This window comes from Actinoplanes sp. NPDC089786 (assembly GCF_040684855.1).
GTDB lineage: Bacteria > Actinomycetota > Actinomycetes > Mycobacteriales > Micromonosporaceae > Actinoplanes.
This window is the reverse complement of the sequence record NZ_JBFBGU010000001.1, coordinates 1,021,408-1,047,188: the sequence shown is the minus strand read 5'-3', so window position 1 is coordinate 1,047,188 and position 25,781 is coordinate 1,021,408. Positions and strand designations below refer to the sequence as shown.

Genomic DNA, 25,781 nt, shown 5'->3' with positions numbered 1-25,781 from the left:
CAGTAGCCGCTGAGCTCCGGCGCGCCGCTTCAATTTCGCCAGGCCAGGAGCGGGATCAGCCGCGTCGGCGGCGGGCGGCCAACGCACCCAGGCCAACGGTCGCGCCGCTTCAATTTCGCCAGGCCAGGAGCGGGATCAGCCGCGATCACGGTGACGAGGCCCGCGATGATGAGGGCGATCAGCAGCCCGGCGCGCTTTCTCATGCCGTTACCGACGCGCCGGGCCGGCGGACGGTTCCCGGCCCGGTTCCGGCGGCTCCCCCGGCCCAGCCGACTCCCCCCGGCCCGGCCGACTCCCCCGGCCCAGGTGGCTCGGCGCAGGCCCAGGCGGCTCGGCATCGTGTCAGGCGGCACGGCGCCGACCCGAGCGGCGCGGCGCTGGTCAGGCGGCGCGGCGCTGGTCAGGCCGTGAACTCGTGGTTGAGGAGCCACTGCTTGACCGGGAGGCCCCAGCGATAGCCGCCGAGCTTGCCGTCACTGCGCAGCACCCGATGGCACGGGGCGAACAGGGCCGCCGCGTTGGTGGCGCAAGCCTGCGCGGCGCCGCGCACCGCTGTCGGGCGGCCGGACAGCAGGGCGAAGTCGGTGTAGCTGATGGGGGTGCCGGGCTTGATGTCGCGCATCACCTTCCAGGCGTTGGCGATGAACAGGCCGCCGGTCTTCTGCAGCACCGGCACGTCGTCGATCGCGGTCAGGTCACCGGCCAGATAGGACCTGACCGCCTGGGTGGCGGGGCCGAGGTCGTTGACCGGCCGGACGTCGGTCACCAGGTCGCGATGGATCAGCGATATCAGCTTGGCCGCGTCGGGCGTGAAGCCGGAGGCCAGCACGGCGCCGTCGTCGTTGACGATCATGGTGAACGAGCCGGCCGGGGTGGGCATGGTCGCGTAGTGCAACATCAGGAAGCTCCTTCGGTCGTCGATCGGGGGTTCTCAGACTGCCGTGCCGAAGTCGCCTCCGGAGCGGCCTGTGGATAACTTCGCCAGAGGCGCATGACCGCGTACGAGCGCCACGGCCGCCAGCGGGATGCGTGCTCGGCCAACGCTTTCGGCGCGGCGGGCAGCCCCAATAGCTCGGCTCCACGTTGGACGGCAACATCCGTGGGGAGGAACACATCAGGGTCGCCGATCGCTCGCATCGCGACATAACCTGCCGTCCATGACCCGATGCCCGGCAGTTCCATGAGCCGCGCGACCGCCTCCTCGCGGTCGGCGCCCGGCTCCAGGTCGACCTTGCCGTCCGCGACCGCCTCGGCCAGCGCCCGAATCGTCGCGCGCCTCGCCGCGGGCATCCGGAAGGCCTCATCGGGCATCTGGGCCACCGTCTCGGCGCACGGGAAGCCGACCAGGTCAACGGCCCGGGGCGAAGGGGCGCCGAGCGAAGAGGGACCGGGCGCGGAGCCGCCGGGCGCGGAGACGCCAGGCGCGGAGACATCGGGCGACGAAACGCCGGGCGACAAGGCGCCGGGTGAAGAGAAGGCCAGCAGGCGGGTCAGTGTCGTCCGCGCGCTCGCCACGCTCACCTGCTGGCCCACGACGGCCCGGACGGCCATCTCGAATCCGTCGACCGAGCGCGGCACCCGTACCCCAGGCTCCGCCTCGACCGACGCCGTCAGCGCCGGGTCCTCACCCAGCGTGCCGTCGACGGCGATCGGGTCCGCGTCGAGGTCGAAGAGCCGCCGGCAGCGTGCCACCGCGGGCGCGAGATCCCGCACGTCGGTGAGCTTGAGCGCGGCGGAGACCCAGCGATCACCCGGCCGCAGCGTGATGGTCGCGCTTCCGTGGGGCAGGTTCAGACCCCGTCGGTACGCGGTGCCGGTCACCTCCTCGATGCCGGGCAGCGCGCGGGCGGCCAGGAATCCGAGCAGCGACGGGATGTGCAGCGGCGCCCGGAAGGCGAGCCGCAGCGAGATCGTGCCGGCCTCGGTGGCCGCCTTCGGCCGCCGTTCCCGCAGCTGGCCGGGCGGACGCGCGTACACCTCGAGGATCGTGTCGTTGAACTGCCGCACGCTGCCGAAACCGGCGGCGAACGCGATCTCGGCCAGCCCGAGGTCGGTGGTCTCGATGAGGATCCGGGCGGTCTGCGCCCGCTGCGCGCGGGCCAGGGCCAGTGGTCCGGCGCCCAGCTCGGCGGTGAGCATGCGGTGCAGGTGCCGCTCGGTGTATCCGAGCCGGCCGGCCAGGCCGGGCACGCCCTCGCGGTCGACCACCCCGTCGCCGATCAGGCGCATCGCCCGGCCGACCACGTCGGCGCGCACGTCCCACTCGGGTGAGCCGGGCGCGGCGTCGGGGCGGCAGCGGCGGCAGGCCCGGAAGCCGGCCCGTTGAGCGGCGGCGGCGCTGGGGTGGAACTCGACGTTCTCGCGTTTCGGCGTGACGGCCGGGCAGGACGGGCGGCAGTAGATGCCGGTGGTACGCACGGCGGTGTAGAACCAGCCGTCGAACCGCTGGTCGCGGCTGCTGACGGCGCGGTAACAGCGCTCGAAGTCCAACTCCATGACACCGAGTCTGCCCCGGCCGAGGGTCACCTGGCTGGCGGGATTCGGACATGGCGATGAGTGGTAAGACGGTCCGGTCGCTGTGGCGCAACCCGGCGGAGCGGATGATCGCGCTGGGCTTGCCGGCCGACACGTAGACTGGCCCGCTGTGAGCCTCACCATCGGGATCGTCGGCCTGCCCAACGTCGGCAAGAGCACGCTGTTCAACGCCCTGACCAAGAACGACGTTCTCGCCGCGAACTACCCGTTCGCGACGATCGAACCGAACGTCGGCGTGGTCGGCCTGCCCGACGATCGGCTGGGGAAGCTCGCCGAGCTGTTCAGCAGCGAGAAGATCATCCCGGCGCCGGTGTCGTTCGTCGACATCGCCGGCCTGGTCCGCGGCGCGTCCAAGGGCCAGGGCCGCGGCAACGCGTTCCTCGCCAACATCCGCGACGCCTCGGCCATCTGCCAGGTCGTCCGCGCCTTCTCCGACCCGAACGTGCTGCACGTCGACGGCAAGGTCTCGCCCGCCGACGACATCGAGACGATCAACACCGAGCTGATCCTGGCCGACCTGCAGACGGTCGAGAAGGCGATCCCCCGCCTGCAGAAGGAGGCCAAGCTCAAGAAGGACCGGGCGCCGGTGGCGGCCACCGCCGAGGCCGCGTTCAAGCTGCTGGACGAGGGCGTGACGCTCCACAAGGGCGCGGCCGCCGCGGGCATCGACATCGCGCTGCTGGCCGAACTCCACCTGCTCACCATCAAGCCGTTCATCTACGTGTTCAACGTCGACGAGGACGAGCTCAACAACGAGGCCTTCCTCGCCGAGATGCGCGCCCTGGTGGCGCCGGCCGACGCCGTCTTCATGGACGCGAAGATCGAGTCCGAGCTGATCGACCTGCCGCCGGACGAGGCGCAGGAGCTGCTCGAGTCGACCGGCCAGACCGAGCCCGGCCTCAACCAGCTGATCCGCGTCGGCTTCGAGACGCTCGGCCTGCAGACCTACCTGACGGCCGGCCCCAAGGAGGCCCGCGCCTGGGTGATCTCCAAGGGCGCGACCGCCCCCGAGGCCGCCGGCGTGATCCACTCCGACTTCCAGCGCGGCTTCATCAAGGCCGAGATCGTCAGCTACGACGACCTGATGACCGCCGGCTCCATGGCCGCCGCCAAGGCCGCCGGCAAGGTCCGCATCGAGGGCAAGGACTACATCATGAAGGACGGCGACGTGGTGGAGTTCCGCTTCAACGTCTGATCACGGAAAGTGGCGCCCGGTCAGCTCTTGCGGCCGGGCACCAGCCCATCCAGATCGAGCTTGATGGCGAACGGCATCGTGATGTCCAGCTCGTGTCGATGGATTCCGGTCGGTACGTACGACCTAGTGGGCTGGTCGAGCTCGTAGGCGTGGACTACCGGCGATCCGTCCTCGTCCTCGATCCGCCAGTAGTGCGCGATGCCGGCGTCCGCGTACTTGCGCAGTTTCACCGTCCGGTCGCGGTGCGCCGACTCGGGCGAGACGACTTCGACGACCAGAAGAACCTCGTCAGGGACGTAAAAGGTGCGGTCCGGCTCATAAGGCGCCGTCGTCGCGACGAGGTCTGGCTCGGGGCGGTTCCGCTCGTCGAGCCTGATCGTCATCTCTCTTTCAACCTCGATACCCGATGGCGTCTGTTCGTTGAGGGCGACCACCAACGCGGTGACAATCCGACCGTGCCAGGAACGCTGGGGGGACATCATGAAGACGAGTGCTCCATCGATCAGCTCGGTGTGCCGCGGCGCTTCAGGAAGGTGGTCGAGGTCGTCGGCAAACCACCCCTCCAGGCGGGGCGGCCGCATCCAGTCGGGCACCGCAGTCATGACCTCACCGTAGCATTCCGTGACGCTCGCCCGACTTCTCGCGGGCGAGCGTCACGGGGCGAAGTCGCGGTGCTTGAGCTTGGCTCGGCGGCCGTCGGGGTGGTGCCAGACGATGCCCTCGTAGGCGGGGTGGGCCAGGAGCCAGGAGCGCAGGCCCTCGAAGTCGCGCGGGGTGTCGAAGACCTCGGCCTCGGCGTGGGCCACCAGGGTGTGGGCCGGGACGTTCTCGGGGTTGCCGTTGACCTTCGGGCCGATCAGCTCGTAGGTGCCGGGGGCCCGAGGGTGGCCGGCCGGGACGGCTTCGGCGTGGTAGCGGGCGTAGGCGGAATTGGCCATCGGCTCCCAGCCGACGGTCTTTCCGGTTGCCTCGTCGGTCATCACGGGGCGGTAGCCGGGCGGGCGGGTGCGGCCGGGCCGGACCTCGCGGCGCGCCCACCACACGCCGTCCTCGTCGAGCAGCACGCAGGTGCCGTCGTACTTGCGGGTGGGCACGCCCTCGCCGTCGAGGACCCACTGGCAGACCGGGTTGACCTCGGGCAGGGTGCGCTTCCGGTCGGCCGGGTCGCGGAGGAAGACGGTGGGGATCTTGTTCACGTCGCCATCGTCGCAGGCGGGGCAAGGCGGTTAGACGTAAGTCGGGTGCCCGGGAGGTCGGCGCGGTCCTACCCTGAGGTGCATGACTGACCCTGGGCGTGGCCGCATGCCGGATCGCCCCTCCCTGGACGGCCTCGAGGACAAGTGGGCCGCACGGTGGGAGGAGGCCGGAACCTATCGGTTCGACCGGCAGGCCGAGCGGACGAATGTATTCAGCATCGACACGCCGCCGCCCACCGTATCCGGCGAGCTGCACATGGGTCACGTCTTCTCGTACACGCACACCGACCTGATCGCGCGGTTCCAGCGGATGCGCGGCAGGTCGGTCTTCTACCCGATGGGCTGGGACGACAACGGGCTGCCGACCGAGCGGCGGGTCCAGAACGTGTACGGGGTCCGGTGCGATCCATCGCTGCCCTACGACCCGTCATGGGAACCGCCGTCGGTGAAAGCCAAGGAGACGATCAACATCTCCAGGCGCAACTTCATCGAGCTCTGCGGGAAGCTGACCGAGGAGGACGAGAAGGCGTTCGAGGCGCTGTGGGTCCGGCTCGGGCTGTCGGTCGACTGGGGAATGACGTACACCACGATCGGCCGCAAGTCGCAGCTCGTCTCGCAGCGCGCCTTTCTGGATAACCTGTTGCGCGGCGAGGCGTACACGGCCGAGGCGCCGACGCTGTGGGATGTCGGCTTCCGGACCGCGGTCGCGCAGGCCGAGCTGGAGGATCGGGAGCGTGCCGGCGCGTACCACCGGCTGATCTTCCAAGGGCCGGACGGGCCGATCGAGATCGACACGACCCGGCCCGAGCTGCTGCCGGCCTGTGTCGCCCTGGTCCATCACCCGGACGACGAGCGATTCGCCGGGTTGCGCTCGGCGCGCACGCCGGTCTTCGGGGTCGAGGTTCCGGTGTACGCCCACCCGGCCGCCGAGAAGGACAAGGGCACGGGCATCGCCATGGTCTGCACCTTCGGCGACCTGACCGACGTCGTCTGGTGGCGTGACCTGAACCTGCCCACGCGCGTGGTCATCGGGCGCGACGGCCGCTTCCGGCCGGACGCCCCGGCCGGCGTCCCCGCCGAGCTGTACGCCGAACTGGCCGGCCGCAACGTCAACCAGGCCCGGCGCGAGACGGTCCGGCTGCTCACCGAGACCGGCGGGATGCTCGGCGAGCCGAAGCCGATCACCCACCCGGTCAAGTTCTACGAGAACGGCGACTCCCCGCTGGAGATCGTCACCAGCCGGCAGTGGTTCATCCGGAACGGCGGCCGCGACCCCGAGCTGCGTGAGGCGCTGCTGGCCAAGGGCCGCGAGCTGCGCTGGGTGCCCGAGCACATGAAGCACCGCTACGAGCACTGGGTGAACGGGCTGACCGGGGACTGGCTGGTCAGCCGGCAGCGGTTCTTCGGCGTGCCGATCCCGGTCTGGTACCGGCTGGATGACGCGGGCGAGCCGATCCACGACGACTTCCTCATCCCCGACCAGTCGTCGCTGCCGGTCGACCCGTCCTCGGAGTGCCCGCCGGGCTACGACGAGTCGCAGCGCGACCAGCCGGGCGGCTTCATGGCCGACCCGGACGTGATGGACACCTGGGCCACGTCGTCGCTCACCCCGCAGATCGTCGGCGGGTGGGGCACCGACCCGGAGCTGTTCGACAAGGTGTTCCCGATGGACCTGCGGCCGCAGGGCCAGGAGATCATCCGGACCTGGCTGTTCGCCACGGTCGTCCGCAGCCACCTGCGGCGCGGCGTCCTGCCCTGGCGTACCGCGATCCTCTCGGGGTGGATCCTCGACCCGGACCGCAAGAAGATGTCCAAGTCCAAGGGCAACGTCGTCACGCCGATGGGCCTGCTGGTCGACAACGGCTCGGACGCGGTCCGCTACTGGGCCGCGAACGGGCGCCCCGGCACCGACCTGGCCTTCGACCCGGCGCAGATCAAGGTGGGCCGGCGGCTGGGCACCAAGCTGCTCAACGCCTCGAAGTTCGCGCTCGGGCTGGGCGCGCAGGAGGCGCTACGACAGCCGGTGACCGAGCCGCTCGACCGCGCGGCGCTGGCCCGGCTGGCCACGGTCGTCGAGACGGCGACCAAGGCGCTGGACAACTTCCAGCACACCGACGCGCTGCAGGCGGCCGAGGCGTTCTTCTGGACGTTCTGCGACGACTACATCGAGCTGGTCAAGGACCGGGCGTACGCCGACGGGCCGGCCGCCGGTTCGGCCCGCGCGGCGCTGGCGGCCGGGCTGTCGGTGCAGTTGCGGCTGTTCGCGCCGTTCCTGCCGTACGTGACGGAAGAGGTCTGGTCGTGGTGGCGGTACGGGTCGGTGCACAAGGCGACCTGGCCGACCAAGTACGAGCTGACCCGGGTCGCGCCCGAGGGTGACGCCGAGCTGATCGACCTGGCCGGTGACGCGCTGCGGCAGATCCGGCGGGCCAAGTCGGACCGGAAGCTGTCGATGAAGGCCGAGGTGCCGCTGGCCGAGGCGCTGGGCCCGGCGGCGGTGCTGGACCGGCTGGCGCTGATCGAGGGCGACCTGAAGGCGGCCGGGCGGATCACCAAGCTCGACTACCTGCCCGAGCGGACGCCTGAGTTGGTCATAGCCAGCGCGTTCTAGTGCATCCGGCGCTCCAGTTCACGCCTCAATGTGCGGGGCGAAGGCCAGAGCTGGGTGAGGTCGGCGGTGAACGCCTTGCCGTCCATCGCCGGCCCGCCCACGTCCGCGTTCTCGACCGGGTGGACGCGGTCGAGGTCGACCGGGGTGACCTCGAGGACGGTGCGGGTGCCGGAGCGGCGCACCACCACGTGCTCGATGTCGGGCCAGGTCAGGAAGACCGGGTCGCTGCCCTGGGCGGCGAGTTCCAGACCGGCGCTGGACACCCGCACCCAGGTGGACAGCGAGCCTCTCGAGGAGAAGGCGAAAGCGCCGGCGACGACGAGCGAGATCACGGCCGCCTGGACCAGCGTCAGCCACCAGGGGTCGTCGTCGGCGCCCAGCAGCAGGTCGACCAGCGGGGAGACGACCAGGTAGGCGAGCATGAACAGGCCGGTCATGACCAGGAAGGTTCGAACCGGGGACGAGTGGAAGACGATCGTGTCGTCCGCCGGGGCGGCGACCTCGTCCGGCTCTACCGACATGACCCCATGCTCCCGTCCGGGACTAGAAATCGCCCCCGAAATCGCCGAAGTCCCCGCCGCCCATGTCGCCGCCGCCCATGTCGCCACCGAAGTCGCCGCCGCCGTAGCCCATGTCGCCGAAGCCCGGCGAGAACAGCGCGTCGAAGATCAGCATGCCGGCCAGGGCGCCGCCGGCCGCGCCGAGCGCCGTACGCCACACCGGCTGTGAATACCAGCCGGCCGGCACCGGGCGGCCCTGCACGCGCCCGCCCGGGTAGTAGTAGGGCGTGTCGGCGCCCGGTTGCGGGCCGGCCTTGTAGTGGGTGCCCTGCACGTCGACCTCACGCTCCTTGGTGAGCTGCCCGACGCCCTGCGCACCGGCCGGCGCCGGGACCTCGGGACCGGGGTCGATGCCCATCGCCAGGCGGGCGGCGCGGACGTAGGCCAGACCCTCCAGCGCGGTCTCCTTGGCCAGCTCGTACTGCCGGATCGACTGGGCCTGTTGGAGCTGGCCGCCGGCCGCGTTGTAACGCTCGCCGGCGTCGGCCAGGGCCTGCCGGGCCGCCGCGTCGTCGCCGTGCAGGTTGAGCACCTGGCCGCCGAGCCGCTCGTACCACCGCTGGGCCTCGGCCCGGGCGTCCTCCAGACGGGTGACCTGCCCGGCCTGGCCACGCCGCCACGTGAAATACAGGGCGATCGCGATCAGGATGACGATGACCAGCAGAAACGCCTTCATGTCACAAAGGTACCCGGGGAAATCTTGTCGTACACGTGTGGCAAAGTGCTATACGTGACATTCCCGACGCTGGCCGTGGTGGTGATCTGCCTGGCGGTGGGCGCCGCGCTGGGCTGGCTGGCCGCCCGGTTGCGCGCCGCCGCCGACATCGCCCGGCTGGAGGCGACGCTGCAGGCCGGGCGGGACGGCGAGGCCCGGCTCGAACAGTCGATGCGGGCGCTGACCTACGAGTCGACCGCGCAGTCGCAAGAGGCCGTGGCCCGGGCCGTCGCGCCGTTGCACGACGCGTTGCGCCGCTACGAGCAGCGGGTCACCGAGCTGGAACACGAGCGGATCGACGCCTACTCCGAACTGCGCGAGCAGGTGCGCGCGATGGGTGCGGTGTCCGGCGAACTCCGCACCGAGACCCGCCAGCTCGTGTCGGCGCTGCGGGCCCCACAGGTGCGCGGGCGCTGGGGCGAACATCAGCTGCGCCGGATCGTCGAGGCGGCCGGGCTGCTCGAACACTGCGACTTCGCCGAGCAGGTCACGGCCACGACCGACGATCAGGGGGTACGCCCCGACCTGGTCGTCCGGCTGCACGGCGGCCGCAGCCTGGTCGTCGACGCCAAGGCGCCGTTCGACGCCTATCTGTCGGCGATGGAGGCGCGTGACGAACGTACCCGTGACAATCATCTCGACCAGCACGCGCGCGCCCTCCGCACGCATGTCGACCAGCTCGCGGCCAAGCGCTACTGGACCGCCTTCGAGTCCACACCCGACTTCGTGGTGCTGTTCGTGCCGGCCGACGCGTTCATGGACGCGGCCCTGCAACACGATCCGACGCTGATGGAACACTCCTTCCGGCGCAACGTGGTGCTGGCGACGCCGGCCACCCTGGTGGCGCTGCTGCGTACGGTCGCGTTCAGCTGGCGCCAGGAATCGCTGGCCCGCAACGCCGTGGCCGTGCACGGGCTGGCCCGTGAGCTGTACGGGCGACTGTCCACTCTGGGCGATCACGTCGGCAAGCTCGGGGCGGCGCTGGGCAGCGCGGTCACGTCGTACAACAAGGCGGTCGGCTCGCTCGAGTCGCGGGTGCTGGTGAGCGCGCGCAAGCTGGCCGAGATGGGCGTGGCCGAGCGTGACATCGCCACGCCCGCGCAGGTCGAGCTGACTCCGCGCCAGCCGCAGGCCCCCGAGCTTCTGGAGCCGGTCGCCAACCTCAGCGACCGCTCAGTCACCCCGTGATACAACGCGTCCATGCGCATCGTGTTCGTCGCCGCCCCGCTCCAGGGCCATCTCCTGCCGTTGATCCCGCTCGCCGCGGCCTGCCGCGACGCCGGGCACGAGGTGATCCTGGCCAGCGGCGTCGACGTGCCCGACGTGCGGGGCCTGCGCACCGCCGACATCGGCGGGTCGTTCAGCCTGGCCCGCGCGGCCATCCGGGTCTCGCTGCGACGCCCCGGCCTGGCCCGGTCCGAGATGAAGGGCACCGCCGGGCACGGCTTCGTCGGCGAGCTCTTCGGCCGGGCCAACCTGGCCCTGGTCGACCCGCTGATGGAGCTGGCCCGGCGGGAACGCCCCGACCTGATCGTCTTCGAGTCACTGAGCGAGGCCGGCGCGATCGTGGCCGGGCGGCTCGCCATCCCGTCCGTGCTCCAGGAGAACACGCTGTGGCCGGCGCCCGACCTGTTCCAGGCGGTGATCACCAGCTCGGCCCTGGCCGGCCTCGACGTCCCGGCGCCCGAGCTGACCATCGCGGTGACGCCGCCCTCGATGCGCCCGGCCCCGGCCGGCGCCCTGCCGATGCGGCCGGTCCCCTTCTCGGGTGGCGGCGCCATTCCCGGCTGGCTCCGGGAACCGGCCGGCAAGCCGCGGGTGCTGGTCAGCCGCAGCACCCTGACCGGGCCCAACGACGGTGATCCGGGCCCGGCCGTGATCGCCGCGGCCGGCGGGATCGACGCCGAGTTCGTGCTGGTCCGGCCGGCCGGCACCCGCGGGCTGCCGCCGAACGTGCGGGCCGTCGACCGCGTGCCGCTCGACGAGCTGCTGCCGCGGGCCGCGGCCTTCATCCATCACGCGGGCGCGGGAAGTGTGCTGGGCGGTCTCGCCGCGGGCGTGCCCCAGCTGGCCGTGCCCGGAGCGGGCGACCGCAAGCACAACGCCGAGATGCTGGCGCGGAGTGGCGCGGGCCTGGCCGTGCCCGCCGACGCCATCACCGCGGACCACCTGAACCGCCTGCTGACCGACCAGTCCGTGCGCACCGCGGCGCAAGAGGTCGCGGCCGAGATCGCGGCCATGCCCGCACCGGCCGCGATCGTGCCCCACCTGGAGAAACTGGTCAGCGGTTAGCCCTGGGCCGCCGCCGCGGCCGCCTTCATGTCGCGCCGCAGCTCCTTGGGCAGCGAGAAGGTCAGGCGCTCCTCGACCGTGGTGAACTCGGTCACCTCGCCGAAGCCACGCTCGGCCAGATGGACCAGCACCTCCATGACCAGGTCTTCGGGGACGCTCGCGCCGGACGACACCCCGACCGTGGTCGCCCCGGCGAGCCACTCGTCCTGGATCTCCGAGGCGAAGTCGACCAGGTGGCCGGCCCGCGCCCCGGCGCCCAGCGCGACCTCGACCAGGCGCACCGAGTTGGACGAGTTCGTCGAGCCCACGACGATCACCACGTCACACTCCGGGGCGATCTGCTTCACCACCTGCTGGCGGTTCGACGTGGCGTAACAGATGTCGTCGCTCGGCGGCGACTGGAGCATCGGCAGCTTGGTGCGGAGCCGGGCCACGGTCTCCATCGTCTCGTCGACCGACAGCGTGGTCTGCGACAGCCACACGACCTTGTTCGGGTCGCGAACCGTCACCTGGTCGACCCCGTCGGGCCCGTCGACCAGCTGGATGTGGGCCGGCGCCTCGCCCGCCGTGCCGACCACCTCTTCGTGGCCCTCGTGGCCGATGAGCAGGATGTCGTAGTCGTCGGCGGCATATCGCTTCGCCTCCTGGTGGACCTTGGTCACCAGGGGGCAGGTCGCGTCGATCGACTTGAGGTTGCGCTCGCGGGCCTGCTCGTGCACCTCGGGGGCCACCCCGTGGGCGGAGAACACGACGGTCGACCCCTCGGGGACCTCCTCGTTCTCCTCCACGAAGATCGCGCCGGCCGCCTCGAGCGTGGTCACCACGTGTTTGTTGTGCACGATCTGCTTGCGCACGTAGACAGGCGCGCCGTAGAGCTTCAGCGCCTCTTCGACCGTCTGCACGGCCCGGTCGACGCCGGCGCAGTAGCCCCGGGGCTTGGCCAGCAGCACACGCTTACGAGATTCGGTCACCCGACCATGGTAGCCAGACCTGGTGGTACGGAGCCTGGTTGTCCACAGGCCTGCACACAGCCTGCACAGGACCGGCCTACTGAGCGCCCGGCCGGGGCTCGGCCGGGTCGTCGACGGCCTCGGTGGCCAGCGCGCGGTGCTCGGCGTGGGTGGGCGGGGCCGAGGCGGGCTCGGCGCCGGCCGGGTCGGGCTCGGGCGACCCGGCCCGGCCGATCAGGGCGACGATGACCAGGGCGATCAGCCCGACGTACCCCCAGAACAGCAGGTCGGCGAGCAGGTGCTGGCTGTCGATGTGCCAGCCGGCCGCCGCGCCCACGCCCTCGTCCCGGGCCACGAAGGTGAACGGCCAGCCGTGCCGGATGTCGAAGGCGGTCATGCAGCACACCGACGACGAGACGGGCACCCCGGACACGACCATGCCCGCGACCAGGACCAGGCCACCGGTGAGGTAACCGGACAGGCCCGGGCTGCGTCCCAGCCAGCTGACCGCGAGCAGGGTGATCCCGCCCACGATGAGCATCACGTGGAAGAAGAAGTACGCCGTGTCCGGCGGGTCGCCGATATTGCGGTCCACCTCGACCAGCAGGTTCAGCACCCCGATGGCGAGGCAGAACCAGCCGACGATCAGGCGCAGCGCGGTCGCGAAGGACGTCCAGAGCCCGGGCGCCTCGTCCTCGAACTCGTCCACCTGGGTGTTCGCCGCGCTGCTCACGGCCCGAGTATCGCCCCGAAGAGCCAAGCTATGGGGCGAAACGGACTTACCGCCTGCGCCGGACCAGCGTGATCACGGTCAGGATCAGGAGGCCGGCGTACGCCCAGACGAACACGCTCATCAGCAGCGTCGGCCAGTCCACGTCCCAGCCCGCGCCCGTGGCGACCCGGCGGGCCGTCTCGGGGTCGTCGGCCGCCCCACCGCGGGACAGCCACTTGAAGGGGAAACCCCGGCCCTCGACGTACGCGTACCGGCAGCAGACCGCCGTCGCCGACACCGCCAGACCGGCCACCGTGCCCGCCACGCCCGCACCCAGCCCGGTCAGCCCGGCGGGACGGAGCGGTAGGCGTACCCGATGGGGCATGAGCAGGACCAGACCGCCCAGCGCGACCACCGCGCCCACCGCGATGTCGACCGGCGGGATCGGCGCGCCCAGGTTGAGCAGGATCCAGGTCAGGCCGCCGACCAGGCTCACCGCGCCCAGCACCCAGCTCCAGAACCGGCCGCCACCGCCGCGCTCGTCGTCTCCAGGGGCGGTATCGCCGGGTTGTTCCCGTTCGTCCGGTGCCGCGTCAGCCATCGACGAAGTATGACCGAACCCGGGGCGCGCGGAACTGTCGGACCACTTCCGTACCCTGATGCCGTGACCCAGGAGCCCAGGAGCACCGCCGACGAGCCGTGGCCCGTGCGCGTGGTCAGCCAGAAGGTCGGCGCCTGGGTGGCCAAGCTGGGCTGGGTCTGGGTCGACGGCCAGGTCGCCCAGATCAGCCGCCGGCCCGGGTCCACGGTGGTCTTCCTCACCCTGCGCGACCCGTCGGCCGACCTCAGCCTGACCGTCACCTCCCACCGCGACGTGCTCGACGCCGGCGCCCCCGAGCTGGCCGAGGGCGCCCGGGTCACGCTGCACGCCAAGCCCGAGTTCTATCCGGCCCGGGGCACGCTGAGCCTGCGCGCCGACGAGATCCGCCAGGTCGGCCTGGGCGAGCTGCTGGCCCGGCTGGAACGGCTGAAGAAGCTGCTCGGGGCCGAGGGCCTGTTCGCCCGGGAACGCAAGCGGCGGCTGCCGTTCCTGCCCCAACGCATCGGGCTGATCACCGGCCGGGCGTCGGCCGCCGAGCGTGACGTGCTGATGAACACCCGCCGGCGCTGGCCCGCCGTCGACTTCCGGGTGATCAACGTGCCGGTGCAGGGCCCGACCGCGGTGCCACAGATCATCGACGCGCTCAAGGTGCTCGACGGCGACGACACGGTCGACGTGATCGTCATCGCCCGCGGCGGCGGCAGCGTGGAAGACCTGCTGCCGTTCTCCGACGAGGCGCTGTGCCGGGCGGTGTTCGGCGCGCGTACGCCGGTGGTCAGCGCGATCGGCCACGAGACCGACGCGCCGCTGCTCGACTACGTGGCCGACGCCCGCGCGTCCACCCCGACCGACGCGGCCAAGCGGCTGGTGCCCGACCTCGACGAGGAACGCCAGCTCATCGCCTCGGCCCGGCGCCGCCTCGACCGCGCCGTGGTCACCCTGCTCGACCGCGAACAGCACCGGCTCGACGCGTGGCGCTCGCGGCCGGTCCTGGCCCGCCCCGAGACCCTGATCGATCAGCGCGCGACCGAGGTGACCGGGTTGCGCGACCGCGCCGTGCGCAGCCTGGAACACCGCCTCCGCCGCGCCGACGACGACCTGCGCCACACGGTGGCCCGGCTGCGCGCGCTGTCCCCGAGATCCACGCTGCAACGCGGCTACGCGATCGTGCAGCGGGCCGACGGCCACGTGGTCCGCGCGGCCGATGAGGTCAAACCCGACGACCAGCTCCGCGTACGCCTGGCCGCCGGCGAGGTGCAAGTGACGGTGGGAGAGCCCGAATGACCGACGACAAGCAGCTCACCTACGAGCAGGCCCGCACCGAACTGGCCGGCGTGGTGGAACGCCTCGAGACCGGCGGCAGCTCGCTGGAAGAGTCGCTGTCCCTGTGGGAGCGCGGCGAGAAACTGGCCGACGTCTGCCAGACCTGGCTCGACGGCGCCCGCACCCGCATCGAGGAAGCGCGGGCCGCCCGCGACACCGATTAGGAGATCTCCGGCTAGGGGATCTCCGACTCGGCGCCGAGGGCCACGGTCGGCAGGTGGCCGTCGAAGTCGACCGCGGAATAGAGCGCCAGCTTCTCGAGCCGGTGCCACGAGTCGATGACCCGGATGGTGCCCGACTTCGACCGCATCACGATCGACTGGGTGTGTGCGCCGCCGGCCCGGTACCGGACGCCCTTCAGCAGGTCGCCGGAGGTGACCCCGGTGGCCACGAAGAAGCAGTTGTCGCCGGTCACCAGGTCGTCGGTGGTCAGCACCCGGTCGAGGTCGTGGCCGCCGGCGATGGCCTTCTCGCGCTCCGACTCGTCGAGCGGCCAGAGCTTGGCCTGGATCATGCCGCCGAGGCACTTGAGCGCGCACGCCGCCGTGATGCCCTCGGGGGTGCCGCCGATGCCCATCAGCACGTCGACGTCGGATTCCAGCCGGGCCGCCGAGATCGCGCCGGCGATGTCGCCGTCCGAGATGAACCTGATGTTCGCCCCGGCGTCCCGCACCTCTTTGACCAGGTCGGCGTGCCGCGGGCGGTCGAGGATGCAGACCGTCACGTCGGCGATGGTGGAGCGCTTCGCCTTGGCGATCCGGCGGAGGTTCTCGGTCGCCCCGGCGTTGATGTCGATCACGTCGGCGCAGTCGGGGCCGACCGCGATCTTCTCCATGTAGAAGACGGCGCTCGGGTCGAACATGGCGCCGCGCTCGGCGACCGCCAGCACCGCGACCGCGCCGGGCATGCCCTTGGACATCAGCGTGGTGCCGTCCACCGGGTCGACCGCGACGTCGACCTCGGGCCCGGTGCCGTCGCCGACCCGCTCGCCGTTGTAGAGCATCGGGGCGTTGTCCTTCTCGCCCTCGCCGATCACCACGACGCCGCTCATCTGGATCGAGTTGATCAGCTTGCGCATGGCGTCGACGGCGGCGCCGTCACCGCCCTCCTTGTCGCCGCGACCGACCCAGCGGCCGGCGGCCATGGCCGCGGCCTCGGTGACCCGGACCAGATCGAGGGCGATGTTGCGGTCGAGATCCTGCGGGACACGGGCGCCGGGCATACGGAGGGCCTCCTCGCGACTCTGCGATTGTGGATGTCCCGATCCTCACACGAGCCGAGCCGCAAAGTCCCGTGCACGCGACATGGTTAACAATGGTCCCGTGGATGAGGAGCAGGCCGGTCGACCGGCCGAGCCGGTCGAGCCGGCGGACAGGCCGGTGCGGCTGGGCCGCCGCGAGGGCCGGTCGCCCCGCGACATGGCCATCTCCCTGATCGTCCTGCTGATCCCGATCGTGCTGCTGCTCGCCTTCTACCGCCTGGTGCTGGGCGGGGACTCCCCGGTCACGGTCGACCCGGCCGACGCCATCCAGCAGGCCCGCACGGCGGCCGTCTTCCCGGTGGCGGTCCCCGGCGACCTCGGCGACGACTGGCACACCATCTCGGCCACCTGGCGCGACGACCCGAACGGCGCCACCCTCCGCCTGGGCTACGTGGCGCCCGACGACGACTCGGCCCTGCTGATCGAGAGCAACGTCCCGGCCGCCCAGCTGCTCCCGGCCGAGCTGGGCAAGGAGGCCAAGCCGCGTGGCACGGTCCGGGCCGGCAACGCGGCCTGGCGCAGCTACCTGGCCCGGCCGGGCGAGACCGCGCTGGTCCTGAGCGACCCGACCCGCACGATCATCGTCACCGGCAACACCGACCCGAAACACCTGGAAGCCCTGGCCGCGTCCCTCAGCTAGAGGATCTCGACGTACCCGTCGGTCCCGTGCACGCGGATCCGCTGCCCGTCCCGGATCAGCCGGGTCGCGTGCTCGACCCCGACGACGGCCGGCAGGCCGTACTCCCGGGCGATCACCGCGCCATGCGTCATCAGGCCGCCCACCTCGGTGACCAGCCCGGCCACGGCCAGGAAGGCGGGCGTCCAGCTGGGATCGGTGTAGGCGGTGACCAGGATGTCCCCGGGTTCGAGGTCGGCACCGGCCATGTCCAGGACGACCCGGGCCCGGCCCTCGACGGTTCCGGCCGAGACGGGCAGCCCGACCAGCGCGCCGGGCGGCAGGTCGCCGCGCCGGTAGCTGCCGGTCACGACCTCACCGTCCGAGGTGAGCACCCGGGGCGGGGTGAGCGTCCGGTAGGTCGCGAAGGCGTCCTTGCGCTCGCCGATCAGCCGGTCGTCCACCGTCCGCGTCGCCACGACCTCGCGGAGCTCGTCGAACCGCAGGTGGTAGATGTCCTCGCGGTCGGCCAGCACCCCGGCCCGCACCAGGCGGTCGGCCTCCTCGAGCAGGGCCTGCTTGTAGAGGAAGTAGCGGCTGATCATGTGGTACTTCGGGAACTCGCGGTAGCCGCTGAACGTGCGTACCCGGTCGATCATCCGCTCGGTCTCGGCCGCCTTGCTCTCCCCGTCGGGCAGCTCCCGGAGCCGCGCCACCAGCTCCCGGCGCTTCTCCTCGGCCTGCCGCCGGCCCTCCTCGAAGAGCCGCTGATGGGCGCCGGGCTCGAAGTTCCGGATGTTGCTGAGGATCATCGGCGCCAGCTCGGCCGGTCGCTCGCTCCACCGCGGCCGGGTGATGTCGATCTCGCCGGCGCAGCGCATGCCGTACCGGTCCAGGTAGGCCCGCACGGCGTCACGGACCACCGTCGGCAGCTCCTCGATCGACCCGCGCTCCAGGGCGTTCACCGCGTCCGGGTACGGCCGGATCGCGTCGGCCACGTCGAGCAGCGCCAGCCCCATCTCCGAGGTGACGTTGCCGGCCACCGACTGGCTCAACGTGTCGGCCGTGTTCTTCTCACCCAGCCACTCCAGCAGGTGGTCGTTCAGCCACCAGTTGGCCTCCATCCCGGCCATGATCGCCTGCATGTTGCGCGGTTCGGCCTGGATCCGGCGCAGCTCCTGGACGTCGGCCCGGATGAAGTCGAGCAGATCAACCCCGGTCCGGGTACGGATGTCGCGCGCCAGCTCGGCCAGCGACGCCCGGACCCGCTCGGTCAGCTCGGTGACCAGGGCCGGACCGTCCTCGATGGGGTCGGCCGCGGTGCTGCCGGGCGGCGTCCACGGCGAGCCCTCGGCCGGCGGCGGCGGCAGGAAGCCCTCGCGCTCGACGATGGTCCGCAGCGCGTCGCCGATCAGCGGGTCCGACCGGGTGCCGAGGCCGTCGATGAGCGCGTCCCGGGACGCGGGCACGGCCAGGATCGGGGTGACGTCGACGAACAGCCGCCCGCCGGCCTCGGCCATCGGCCGGGGCGTGGTCATCTGCCAGAACGCCAGCCCGAGGGGTTTCAGCGGGTCGGTCATCATCTGCTGATGGCCGACCGAGACGTAGACGTGGTTCCCGTCGTCGCCGGCCACCGGCACCGGGAACAGCGTGGTGATCGGGCGGCTCTGCACGATCTGGAACTCGTCACCGGCCAGGCACCACTCGATGTCCTGGGGCCGGCCGAAGTGCGCTTCGATGTGCCGGCCCAGCCGGACGAGTCGGAGCACCTCGGCGTCGGTCAACGCCGGCTGTTCCTGACGCTCCGGCTCGACCGCCCGTTCCTCCGTACCGCCCTCGGGCCGGGCCTGGACGGCCAGTCGCTTGGCCGACACCGTCCGGGCGATGATCTCGCCGGACCGCACCCGGTAGACGTCCGCGTTCACGATGCCCGAGACCAGCGCCTCGCCGAGGCCGAAGGCGGCGTCCACCGTGGCGATGGTCCGGTTCGAGGTCACCGGGTCGGCGGTGAACAGGATGCCGGCCGCCCGCGGGACGACCATCCGCTGCACCACGACGGCCATCCGCACGGTCCGGTGGTCGATGCCCTGGTGCTCGCGGTAGCTGATCGCCCGGTCGGTGAACAGGGAGGCCCAGCACCGCCGGACGGCGTCGAGGACCGCGTCGGCCCCGATCACGTTCAGGTACGAGTCGTGCTGACCGGCGAAGGAGGCGGTCGGCAGGTCCTCGGCGGTCGCGCTGGACCGGACGGCACAGGCGGCCTTGTCGCCCAGCGCGAAGAGCCGGTCGGTGATCGCCGCGACCAGGTCGTCCGGGAGTTCCACCGCCTCGACGATCCGGCGGATCTCCGCGCCCGCCTGCTCCCCGATCAGCGGCGTGACGATCCGTTCGAAGGCGGCGGTGGTCACGCAGAAGCCGGGCGGCACCCGGACGCCCTCGATCCGGGAAAGCTCCCCCAGGTGTGCTCCCTTGCCGCCGGCCCGGGCGATCTGGTTCGAGCCGATGTCCGTCAGATCCATGATTTCGCTGGTCACGCGGGAGATTGTGCGCCAAACCCGGGGTCTTGCCGCAAGACGGGCACTCCGCTATACCTTGAAGTGGGAGGACGACCATTCGCCGTACGGCATCGGGCTCGAGGTCATCGGCGGAGCGGGTTTGATCCGGCGAGCCGCCAGCACCGCGAGCACCGCGCCCGGCAGGCAGCACAGCGCCGAGACGAGCAGGTGCGACCCGACCGATCCCGGCGCCAACCACACCCCCAGCGCCAGCAGGGCCGTGAGCAGGCCGGCCGCCCAGGTGATCAGCGTCCAGCGGCCACGGTCCGGGCCGCGGCCGTTCACCTGGGCCGTCACCGTGATCGCCAGGCCGATCGTGACCACGCCGGTCACCGCCGGGCCGACCACCAGGAAGATCGACAGGGGCCACTCCTCGAGGCCGGCGTAGGCGAAGGCGATCATGATCACCGCTCCGCCGGCGACCAGTCCCGGCGCCAGCCACCAGACGCTGCGGCCGTTCGAGCCGCGGCCGGCCGCCACCGCGCCGCCGGTCAGGATCACCAGGCCGCCGAGCAGGACGATCACCGCGATCATGGTGCCGAGCTCGAAGACCCGCTGGGATCCGGTCTTCTCGCCCAGGGCCGGCGGCGGGTCGGCCGACGACGCCGGGAACCCGATCCGCTGCCAGCGACCACCCGGCTCACGCATCGCGAAGCCGTCGCGTCCGTCGGCCACCAGCACCACGTGCCCGCCCGACCGGCGGTCGTGCACCGCGAGCGCCACCGACGCCAGCTCGTCGTCGAGGCGGCCGAGGTCCGGGTAGTGCCGGGCCAGCAGGGCGCGGTCGTCCTTGGTTACCAACCAGTCGGTAGACCAGGTGCGGCCGCCGTCCACGCTGCGCTCGACCCCCAGCGCCTTCGGCACCACCCGGTAGCAGACCAGCGGCTCGGCGCCGGAGCAGTTCTGCGTCTGCCGCACCGGTGGCGTGACCGGGGCGTGCACCGGCGAGGCCGCCGGGCGAACCACTTCCGTCCAGGTCAGGCCGTTGTCGCGGCTGACCACCTCGGCCGGCACGGTCTCCTCGGTGTAGAGGTGGATGCCGTCCGGGTCGCTGGTCACCCGCGTGGCCTCGGGCCACTGCACCGCACTGGTGGCGGCCACCCCGACCAGGGCGAGCGGCAGGACGACCGCGACGCGGAAGGCGCGCAGCCATCGGGGCGCGGCCGGAACGGCTGTCCGGTACGCCCACCACGCCACCCCCAGGAACGGCAGCGTCAGCAGGTCGGTGGGGTCGGCCCGGACGATCGACGGCCCGTGCGCCAGGCTCCAGGCCGCGGAGGCGAGCTCGGCACCGTACGGGAAAGTCTTGACCAGGAAGAAGCCCACCCCGACGGACCACAGCGCGGCGGCCGGGCGCCGGACCAGCAGGGCGAGCAGCGGCGGCGCCAGGACCAGGCCGGCGGCGTCGCTGAGCTTGCCGGTGACCGGGCCGGGCCAGAGGCCCTTGAGCAGATGGTCGTTGACGACCAGCACCAATAAGGCGATCAGCGTGGCCGGATGCCCCAGCCACGACCAGAGACGATTCCCCCGTGTATTCACGAGGTTCACGATCCGTGGTTCAGATCACACCCCGATCGCGGGACTGTGGAGAGTCAGTCGCCGTAGAGGTTGGGGCCGGGCAGGAGCGGCTGGGCCGCCCGGGGGCGACGGCGGCGGAAGACGACGGCCGCGATCGCGCCGCCGAGCAGGCCGAGCAGGTGTCCTTGCCAGGAGATCGGCTGGTCGGTCGGCAACACGTTGTAGAGCTGGTACCAGTAGAGCAACCCGATGAACGCGGCCACGCCGAGGTTCCACCAGCTGCGCTCGACGAAGCCGCGGGCGACCAGCAGGCCCAGGTAGCCGAAGATCACGCCGCTGGCCCCGACCACCACGCTGTCGGGGTCGCCGATGAACCACACGCCCAGCCCGCTGATCAGCATGATCAGGAACGTCGACCAGATGAACCGCTTGGCCCCGCCGGCCAGCGCGAACGTGCCGACCAGGATGAGCGGGACCGCGTTGCCGTACAGGTGGTCCCAGCCCGCGTGCAGGAACGGGCTGAACAGCACGCCGTCGAGGCCCTCGATCTGGTGCGGGATGATGCCGCCGGCCACGTCGAGCTGGCCGCCCATGCCGATGTCGAGCACCTCGACCAGGAACAGGAACGGGATCACCCCGCACATCGTCACGAACGCGCGGCCCAGCGACGCGTAGAACGCCACCGTGCCGAATCTGGTCGCGGCGGCGTCGTCGGTCGTGTCGCCCCACCCGATAGCCATGTCGCCCATGGTGACAGGCCGTCGCACGGACGGCCACCGCTCAGCCCAGCTTGTGGACGGCCGCGCCGATCGCGGCACGGAAGGTTCCGACCTGGGTGTAGACGCCCGGATAGCCCTCGCGGGCGCAGCCGTAGCCCCAGCTCACGATGCCGACCTGGACCCACTTGCCGCCGGACTTGGCGACCATCGGACCGCCGGAATCACCCTGACAGGTGTCGACGCCCTTGCGCCCGGCGCAGATCGACTCGTCCTTGACCAGGTCGACGTCGGCCTTCTGGTACGCCTTGGCACACGCGTCGTCCGAGATGAACGGCACGGTCGCATAGCGCAGCTTCCGCTGCTGCTTGTCGGCGTCCTCGCTGGTCAGACCCCAGCCCATGACCGTGTACGGTCCGTCCGGCGTCGCCACGCCGGCCAGCTCGAGCGTCGGCAGGTCGAGCGCCCGGTCCAGCTTGATCACGGCCCAGTCGTCGCCCTTGGTCTCGCCCTTGAAGCCGGCCGCGCGGATCACCCGGACCGATCGCGCGGTGACCGCCTTGGACGACTTGAGGTCGGTGGCGCCCGCGGTGACCTTGATGTCGGTGTTCGGCCCACTGCCGGTGACGCAGTGCCCGGCGGTGAGCACCACCTGCCGCGCGATCAGGGCGCCGCCGCAGCCCATCGAGAGCCGGACCATCCACGGGAATCTGCCCTGCGGCGCGGCGTCACCACCGACGACCACATCGGCGGCCGACGCCGGGGCGGGGGCGAGGAGCAGGGCGACCAGGAGCACCATCAATTTCCGGACCATGTGGACATTTGACCAAAGTCCGGGCAGAAACGAGGGAGGTACGCGCCCGCGTACCTCCCTCTCCGTGTCGAGTGTTTAGTACCAGCCCGCGCTCTGCGAGTGGGACCAGGCGCCGCACGGGGTGTTCCAGCGGCCCTTGATGTAGCCGAGGCCCCACTTGATCTGGGTCGCCGCGTTGGTCTTCCAGTCCGCGCCCTCGGAGGCCATCTTGTTGCCCGGCAGCGCCTGCGGGATGCCCGTGGCGCCGGAGCTCGAGTTGTAGGCCTTGACGCTCCAGCCGCTCTCCTTCTGCCACAGCTTGTTCAGGCAGGGGAACTGGTCGATCTTGAAGCCCTTGTCGAGCATCAGCGCGCAGCCGATCGCGCGGTTGCCGGAGAACTCGTCACAGGAAGCGGGGATGTCGCCGGTGAACGGCACTTCCTTGCCGCTGCCGCCGGACGACGACGACTCCTTCTCGGCGGCCTTCTCCTCGTCGGCCTTCTTGTCGGCCGCCTTCTTGTCGATCGCCTTCTTCTCCAGCGTCCGCGCCTTGCCGGCGGCGATCTTGGCCTCGGCGGCGGCCTTGGCGGCGGCGTCGCTCTCGGCCTGGCGCTGCCACGCGCGGGCGGCGGCGTGCTGGGACTGGCGTTGCTTCAGCAGGTGCTCTTCGTCCACGGTCGCCTGGACGACGAGGCGCGCCTTCGAACCCTGCTGCTGGGTGACCCGGTTCTGCCCGAAGTACACGCCGCCGACGATGCCCAGGACGAGCAGTCCGACCGAGATGACGCGAACTCCGACCCGGCTCCAGAGCCGATTCACGAAGTGGATCCCTTCGTAGGGGGCAATGGCGCGACACGGAGAGTCACCGACGACGCACGTCGGTGGCGGACCGTGCCGCGAGCACCGCGACCCCCTCCAGGGCCGTCGCCTCGACCAGGGTCGATCGAGGCGGTGGCCACGAAGTCGATCTCAACCAGGTGGGCCACGCGATGGCGCTCGCCAGACACCATGGCCCAAGGTGAAGTCGATGTGAAACGACGGCGCGCTCTTGTGAAGTAGCTCACAGGTCGTTACGCATCAAAAGCGGGCAGATTCCCCCATTCGAGGGTCACTACCGAGAGCACAGACCCGCCTACTGAGGGATGTCCTCCAACAGATCGGTGACCACCTCGGCGATCGGCGAACGCTCCGATCGGGTCAGCGTCACGTGGGCGAAGATCGGGTGGCCCTTGAGCGCCTCGATGACCGCGGTCACACCGTCGTGCCGGCCGACCCGCAGATTGTCCCGCTGCGCCACGTCATGGGTGAGCACGACGCGTGACCCCTGGCCGATCCGGGAGAGCACGGTCAGCAGCACGTTCCGCTCGAGCGACTGCGCCTCGTCCACGATGACGAAGGCGTCGTGCAGGCTCCGGCCGCGGATGTGGGTCAGCGGCAGCACCTCGAGCATCCCGCGGGCCATGACCTCTTCCATCACGTTGGCGTGTACCACCGCGCCCAGGGTGTCGAAGACCGCCTGCGCCCACGGCGACATCTTCTCGGCCTCGCTGCCCGGCAGATAGCCGAGCTCCTGGCCGCCGACCGCGTAGAGCGGGCGGAACACGACCACCTTCTTGTGGCGGTTGCGCTCCATCGTCGCCTCCAGGCCGGCGCAGAGCGCCAGCGCCGACTTGCCGGTGCCGGCCCGGCCGCCCAGCGACACGATCCCGATCGACTCGTCCAGCAGCAGGTCGAGCGCGATGCGCTGCTCGGCCGAGCGGCCACGGAGGCCGAACGCCTCGCGGTCACCGCGTACCAGCTTGACGGTCTTGTCGGGGTTGACCCGGGCCAGCGCCGACCCCTTGGACGAGTGGATGACCAGGCCGGTGTGGCACGGGAGGTTCTCGGCCTCCTCCAGCTGGAGCTCGTCGCCGCCGTAGAGCCGGCTCACGTCGTCCTCGGCCAGCTTCAGGTCGGCCATGCCGGTCCAGGTCGGGTCACTCGCCTGCCCGTGCCGGTACTCGTCCGCGGTCAGGCCCACCGAGGCGGCCTTCACCCGCAGCGGCATGTCCTTGCTGACCAGCGTGACCTCGCGGCCCTCGGCGGCCAGCCCGAGCGCCACCGAGAGGATCCGGGTGTCGTTCGAGTCGTTGCGGAACCCCAGCGGGAGCACGCTCTGGTCGGCGTGGTTGAGCTCGACGCGCAGCGTGCCGCCCTCGTCGTTGCAGAGGACCGGCTGGTCGAGCCGGCCGTGCTTGATGCGCAGCTCGTCCAGCATGCGCAGGGACTGACGGGCGAACCAGCCGAGCTCGGGGTGGTGCCGTTTGTCCTCCAGTTCGGAGATCACCACGAGCGGGATGACCACCTCGTGGTCGGTGAACCGGCGGAACGCCGCCGGGTCGGACAGCAGGACCGAGGTGTCCAGCACAAAAACCCGCCCGGTGGGGGCGGGTTCCTGGTCGGTGTGCCGGTCACGGGCCCTACGTCGGCCCGATGCGGCTCGAGTGCCGGAGACTTTGGCGGCCGGGTCGAGGGAGGGGCTCCCGGCGTCAGTACGGCGAGATGTCACAGGCCTGCTCCAGCGGGCGTGCAACCCGGTACGCCCGCGGTCCGCCACCTCCGGCGCCCATCGCCTAAGCACGGGGTCGGGATGCGGGCCCCGTGGCGCTCTCTGTCGCAGGTCCGGGCGGCCGGCTGGCTGGGGTTGACCCCCGGCCATACCTGAAACGCTAGCGTCCATCCGCGCAACGCGGTAGTGGCACGATCACACGCCGCGCCGGACGGTGGATGTTGAGAACTTCACGTGCATGAACCACCCGGCTGTACGGGTAGTCTGAGGGTCGTGGCAGAGACCGCACGTCCCTCTCATCCACCAGCCCCCGACGATGCCTGGCGCTTCACCGCCGAGCGCGCCAAGGACTCCACCTTCTTCTTCGACTTCGACGGTGTCCTCTCCCCCGTCACCGACGACCCCGACGCCTCCCAGCCGGTCCCCTCCGTCCTGGCGGTGCTCGACGACCTGGCCGGGGTGGTCGACCGGGTGGCCATCGTGTCCGCCCGCCCGGTGAGCTTCCTGCGGTCCCGCTTCGAGCGGCTGGCTCGGGTCGACCTCTACGGGCTCTACGGGCTCGAGGTGTGGCACGAGGGCGAGGTGGTCACCGAGCCGGCCGCCCTGCCCTGGGTGCCGGCCATGTCCGACCTGGCCGAGCGCGCGCGAACCGAGCTTCCGGCGCAGATCCTGGTCGAGTACAAGCGGCTCTCGGTCGCCCTGCATTACCGCACGGCGCCCCAGCTCGCGACCGCGGTCGGGCGCTGGGCCCACGAGCAGGCCGAGGCGCTGGGCCTGCGGATCCAGGGCGGGCGCATGGTGTCCGAGCTGAAGCCCCCGGTCGACCAGGACAAGGGCATGGTGATCAGCGAGGGTGTCAAGGCGGCCGGCTGCGCCTGGTATTTCGGCGACGACATGAGCGACATCAAGGCGTTCGACGCGCTGCGCGCGCGCGAGGCGGTCGACCCCGGCTTCTTCGGCATGTGTGTGGCCGTGGCCAACCCCGAGACGGGCGCCGAGGTGTCCAGCGCGGCCGACCTGACGCTGGAGTCACCGGTCGCGGTGGCCGACTTCCTCCGCGAGGGCCTGCGGCACTTCTAGATCG

24 protein-coding genes and 1 pseudogene are annotated in these 25,781 nt (G+C 71.4%); 8 read left to right on the top strand and 17 right to left on the bottom strand.

What is annotated here, in order from left to right:
- Positions 1 to 29: 29 nt before the first annotated feature.
- The 3 genes and pseudogenes from AB0O15_RS05070 to AB0O15_RS05060 form a co-directional block, all read right to left on the bottom strand.
- Positions 30 to 203, bottom strand: a complete 174-nt coding sequence (locus AB0O15_RS05070) for a hypothetical protein (protein ID WP_364314188.1) — start codon at positions 201 to 203, stop codon at positions 30 to 32.
- 197 nt (positions 204 to 400) lie between these two features.
- Entirely contained in the window at positions 401 to 898 is a 498-nt protein-coding gene (locus tag AB0O15_RS05065; protein WP_364314185.1) for a methylated-DNA--[protein]-cysteine S-methyltransferase, read from the bottom strand.
- A 77-nt stretch (positions 899 to 975) separates the two neighbouring features.
- Positions 976 to 2,496: pseudogene (locus AB0O15_RS05060) on the bottom strand (AlkA N-terminal domain-containing protein); the annotation flags it as partial.
- Positions 2,497 to 2,644: 148 nt separating this feature from the next.
- Here AB0O15_RS05060 and ychF point away from each other — a divergent pair.
- On the top strand, positions 2,645 to 3,730 hold the full coding sequence (gene ychF, locus AB0O15_RS05055) for a redox-regulated ATPase YchF (RefSeq protein ID WP_364314182.1): 1,086 nt from the start codon (positions 2,645 to 2,647) through the stop codon (positions 3,728 to 3,730).
- A gap of 20 nt (positions 3,731 to 3,750) precedes the next feature.
- Here ychF and AB0O15_RS05050 read toward each other — a convergent pair whose 3' ends face one another.
- Together AB0O15_RS05050 and AB0O15_RS05045 are read right to left on the bottom strand one after the other, a co-directional pair.
- Positions 3,751 to 4,332 (bottom strand): Uma2 family endonuclease, encoded by a 582-nt coding sequence (locus AB0O15_RS05050; RefSeq protein ID WP_364314179.1) that lies wholly within the window; start codon positions 4,330 to 4,332, stop codon positions 3,751 to 3,753.
- Positions 4,333 to 4,383: 51 nt separating this feature from the next.
- Positions 4,384 to 4,926: a DUF5565 family protein gene (locus AB0O15_RS05045; protein WP_364314177.1), complete on the bottom strand. Its 543-nt coding sequence runs from the start codon at positions 4,924 to 4,926 to the stop codon at positions 4,384 to 4,386.
- 82 nt (positions 4,927 to 5,008) lie between these two features.
- Here AB0O15_RS05045 and valS point away from each other — a divergent pair, with 82 nt between their 5' ends.
- Entirely contained in the window at positions 5,009 to 7,537 is a 2,529-nt protein-coding gene (valS, locus tag AB0O15_RS05040) for a valine--tRNA ligase (RefSeq protein WP_364314174.1), read from the top strand.
- On the opposite strand, the gene AB0O15_RS05035 is transcribed toward valS, so the two are convergent.
- A complete protein-coding gene (locus AB0O15_RS05035; RefSeq protein ID WP_364314172.1) occupies positions 7,534 to 8,058 on the bottom strand; it encodes a hypothetical protein in 525 nt (174 codons plus the stop codon). The two genes, valS and AB0O15_RS05035, sit on opposite strands and share 4 nt — an antisense overlap.
- Before the next feature lie 22 nt (positions 8,059 to 8,080).
- On the bottom strand, positions 8,081 to 8,773 hold the full coding sequence (locus AB0O15_RS05030) for a hypothetical protein (protein ID WP_364314169.1): 693 nt from the start codon (positions 8,771 to 8,773) through the stop codon (positions 8,081 to 8,083).
- A gap of 54 nt (positions 8,774 to 8,827) precedes the next feature.
- Here AB0O15_RS05030 and AB0O15_RS05025 point away from each other — a divergent pair, with 54 nt between their 5' ends.
- Together AB0O15_RS05025 and AB0O15_RS05020 are read left to right on the top strand one after the other, a co-directional pair.
- Complete coding sequence (locus AB0O15_RS05025; RefSeq protein ID WP_364314166.1) at positions 8,828 to 10,000, top strand: DNA recombination protein RmuC; 1,173 nt, start codon at positions 8,828 to 8,830, stop codon at positions 9,998 to 10,000.
- A 12-nt stretch (positions 10,001 to 10,012) separates the two neighbouring features.
- Positions 10,013 to 11,104, top strand: a complete 1,092-nt coding sequence (locus tag AB0O15_RS05020) for a nucleotide disphospho-sugar-binding domain-containing protein (RefSeq protein ID WP_364314163.1) — start codon at positions 10,013 to 10,015, stop codon at positions 11,102 to 11,104.
- Here the strand turns inward: AB0O15_RS05020 and AB0O15_RS05015 are convergent.
- The 3 genes from AB0O15_RS05015 to AB0O15_RS05005 all read right to left on the bottom strand — a co-directional run bounded on the left by AB0O15_RS05015 (position 11,101) and on the right by AB0O15_RS05005 (position 13,367).
- Entirely contained in the window at positions 11,101 to 12,075 is a 975-nt protein-coding gene (locus AB0O15_RS05015) for a 4-hydroxy-3-methylbut-2-enyl diphosphate reductase (protein WP_364314160.1), read from the bottom strand. The two genes, AB0O15_RS05020 and AB0O15_RS05015, sit on opposite strands and share 4 nt — an antisense overlap.
- A 76-nt stretch (positions 12,076 to 12,151) precedes the next feature.
- The gene (locus tag AB0O15_RS05010; RefSeq protein ID WP_364314158.1) at positions 12,152 to 12,787 is read right to left on the bottom strand and encodes a hypothetical protein; all 636 of its coding nucleotides are present in this window, start codon (positions 12,785 to 12,787) and stop codon (positions 12,152 to 12,154) included.
- Positions 12,788 to 12,833: 46 nt separating this feature from the next.
- Positions 12,834 to 13,367, bottom strand: a complete 534-nt coding sequence (locus AB0O15_RS05005; protein ID WP_364314156.1) for a hypothetical protein — start codon at positions 13,365 to 13,367, stop codon at positions 12,834 to 12,836.
- 63 nt (positions 13,368 to 13,430) lie between these two features.
- Between AB0O15_RS05005 and xseA the strand changes: the two genes are divergently transcribed.
- On the top strand, positions 13,431 to 14,651 hold the full coding sequence (xseA, locus tag AB0O15_RS05000) for an exodeoxyribonuclease VII large subunit (RefSeq protein WP_364314153.1): 1,221 nt from the start codon (positions 13,431 to 13,433) through the stop codon (positions 14,649 to 14,651).
- A complete protein-coding gene (locus tag AB0O15_RS04995) occupies positions 14,648 to 14,854 on the top strand; it encodes an exodeoxyribonuclease VII small subunit (protein WP_364314150.1) in 207 nt (68 codons plus the stop codon). The genes xseA and AB0O15_RS04995 overlap by 4 nt, the downstream gene beginning before the upstream one ends.
- A gap of 11 nt (positions 14,855 to 14,865) precedes the next feature.
- On the opposite strand, the gene glpX is transcribed toward AB0O15_RS04995, so the two are convergent.
- Positions 14,866 to 15,912, bottom strand: a complete 1,047-nt coding sequence (gene glpX, locus AB0O15_RS04990; protein WP_364314148.1) for a class II fructose-bisphosphatase — start codon at positions 15,910 to 15,912, stop codon at positions 14,866 to 14,868.
- Between the two features lie 100 nt (positions 15,913 to 16,012).
- Between glpX and AB0O15_RS04985 the strand changes: the two genes are divergently transcribed.
- Positions 16,013 to 16,591 carry a DUF4245 domain-containing protein gene (locus AB0O15_RS04985; RefSeq protein WP_364314145.1) on the top strand — a complete coding sequence of 193 codons (579 nt, stop codon included), beginning with the start codon at positions 16,013 to 16,015 and terminating at the stop codon, positions 16,589 to 16,591.
- On the opposite strand, the gene rph is transcribed toward AB0O15_RS04985, so the two are convergent.
- From rph to AB0O15_RS04955, 6 genes are all read right to left on the bottom strand, one after another.
- A complete protein-coding gene (gene rph / locus AB0O15_RS04980; protein WP_364317054.1) occupies positions 16,588 to 19,086 on the bottom strand; it encodes a rifamycin-inactivating phosphotransferase in 2,499 nt (832 codons plus the stop codon). The two genes, AB0O15_RS04985 and rph, sit on opposite strands and share 4 nt — an antisense overlap.
- Before the next feature lie 66 nt (positions 19,087 to 19,152).
- Complete coding sequence (locus AB0O15_RS04975; protein WP_364314143.1) at positions 19,153 to 20,661, bottom strand: hypothetical protein; 1,509 nt, start codon at positions 20,659 to 20,661, stop codon at positions 19,153 to 19,155.
- Positions 20,662 to 20,714: 53 nt separating this feature from the next.
- Positions 20,715 to 21,380, bottom strand: coding sequence for a rhomboid family intramembrane serine protease (locus tag AB0O15_RS04970; protein ID WP_364314140.1), 666 nt, complete (start codon positions 21,378 to 21,380; stop codon positions 20,715 to 20,717).
- Positions 21,381 to 21,420: 40 nt separating this feature from the next.
- Positions 21,421 to 22,170 carry a serine protease gene (locus AB0O15_RS04965; RefSeq protein ID WP_364314137.1) on the bottom strand — a complete coding sequence of 250 codons (750 nt, stop codon included), beginning with the start codon at positions 22,168 to 22,170 and terminating at the stop codon, positions 21,421 to 21,423.
- Positions 22,171 to 22,245: 75 nt separating this feature from the next.
- The gene (locus AB0O15_RS04960; protein ID WP_364314134.1) at positions 22,246 to 22,968 is read right to left on the bottom strand and encodes a lytic transglycosylase domain-containing protein; all 723 of its coding nucleotides are present in this window, start codon (positions 22,966 to 22,968) and stop codon (positions 22,246 to 22,248) included.
- Positions 22,969 to 23,281: 313 nt separating this feature from the next.
- On the bottom strand, positions 23,282 to 24,697 hold the full coding sequence (locus AB0O15_RS04955) for a PhoH family protein (protein ID WP_364314132.1): 1,416 nt from the start codon (positions 24,695 to 24,697) through the stop codon (positions 23,282 to 23,284).
- 273 nt (positions 24,698 to 24,970) lie between these two features.
- Here AB0O15_RS04955 and otsB point away from each other — a divergent pair, with 273 nt between their 5' ends.
- The gene (otsB, locus tag AB0O15_RS04950) at positions 24,971 to 25,777 is read left to right on the top strand and encodes a trehalose-phosphatase (protein WP_364314129.1); all 807 of its coding nucleotides are present in this window, start codon (positions 24,971 to 24,973) and stop codon (positions 25,775 to 25,777) included.
- Positions 25,778 to 25,781 lie beyond the last annotated feature (4 nt).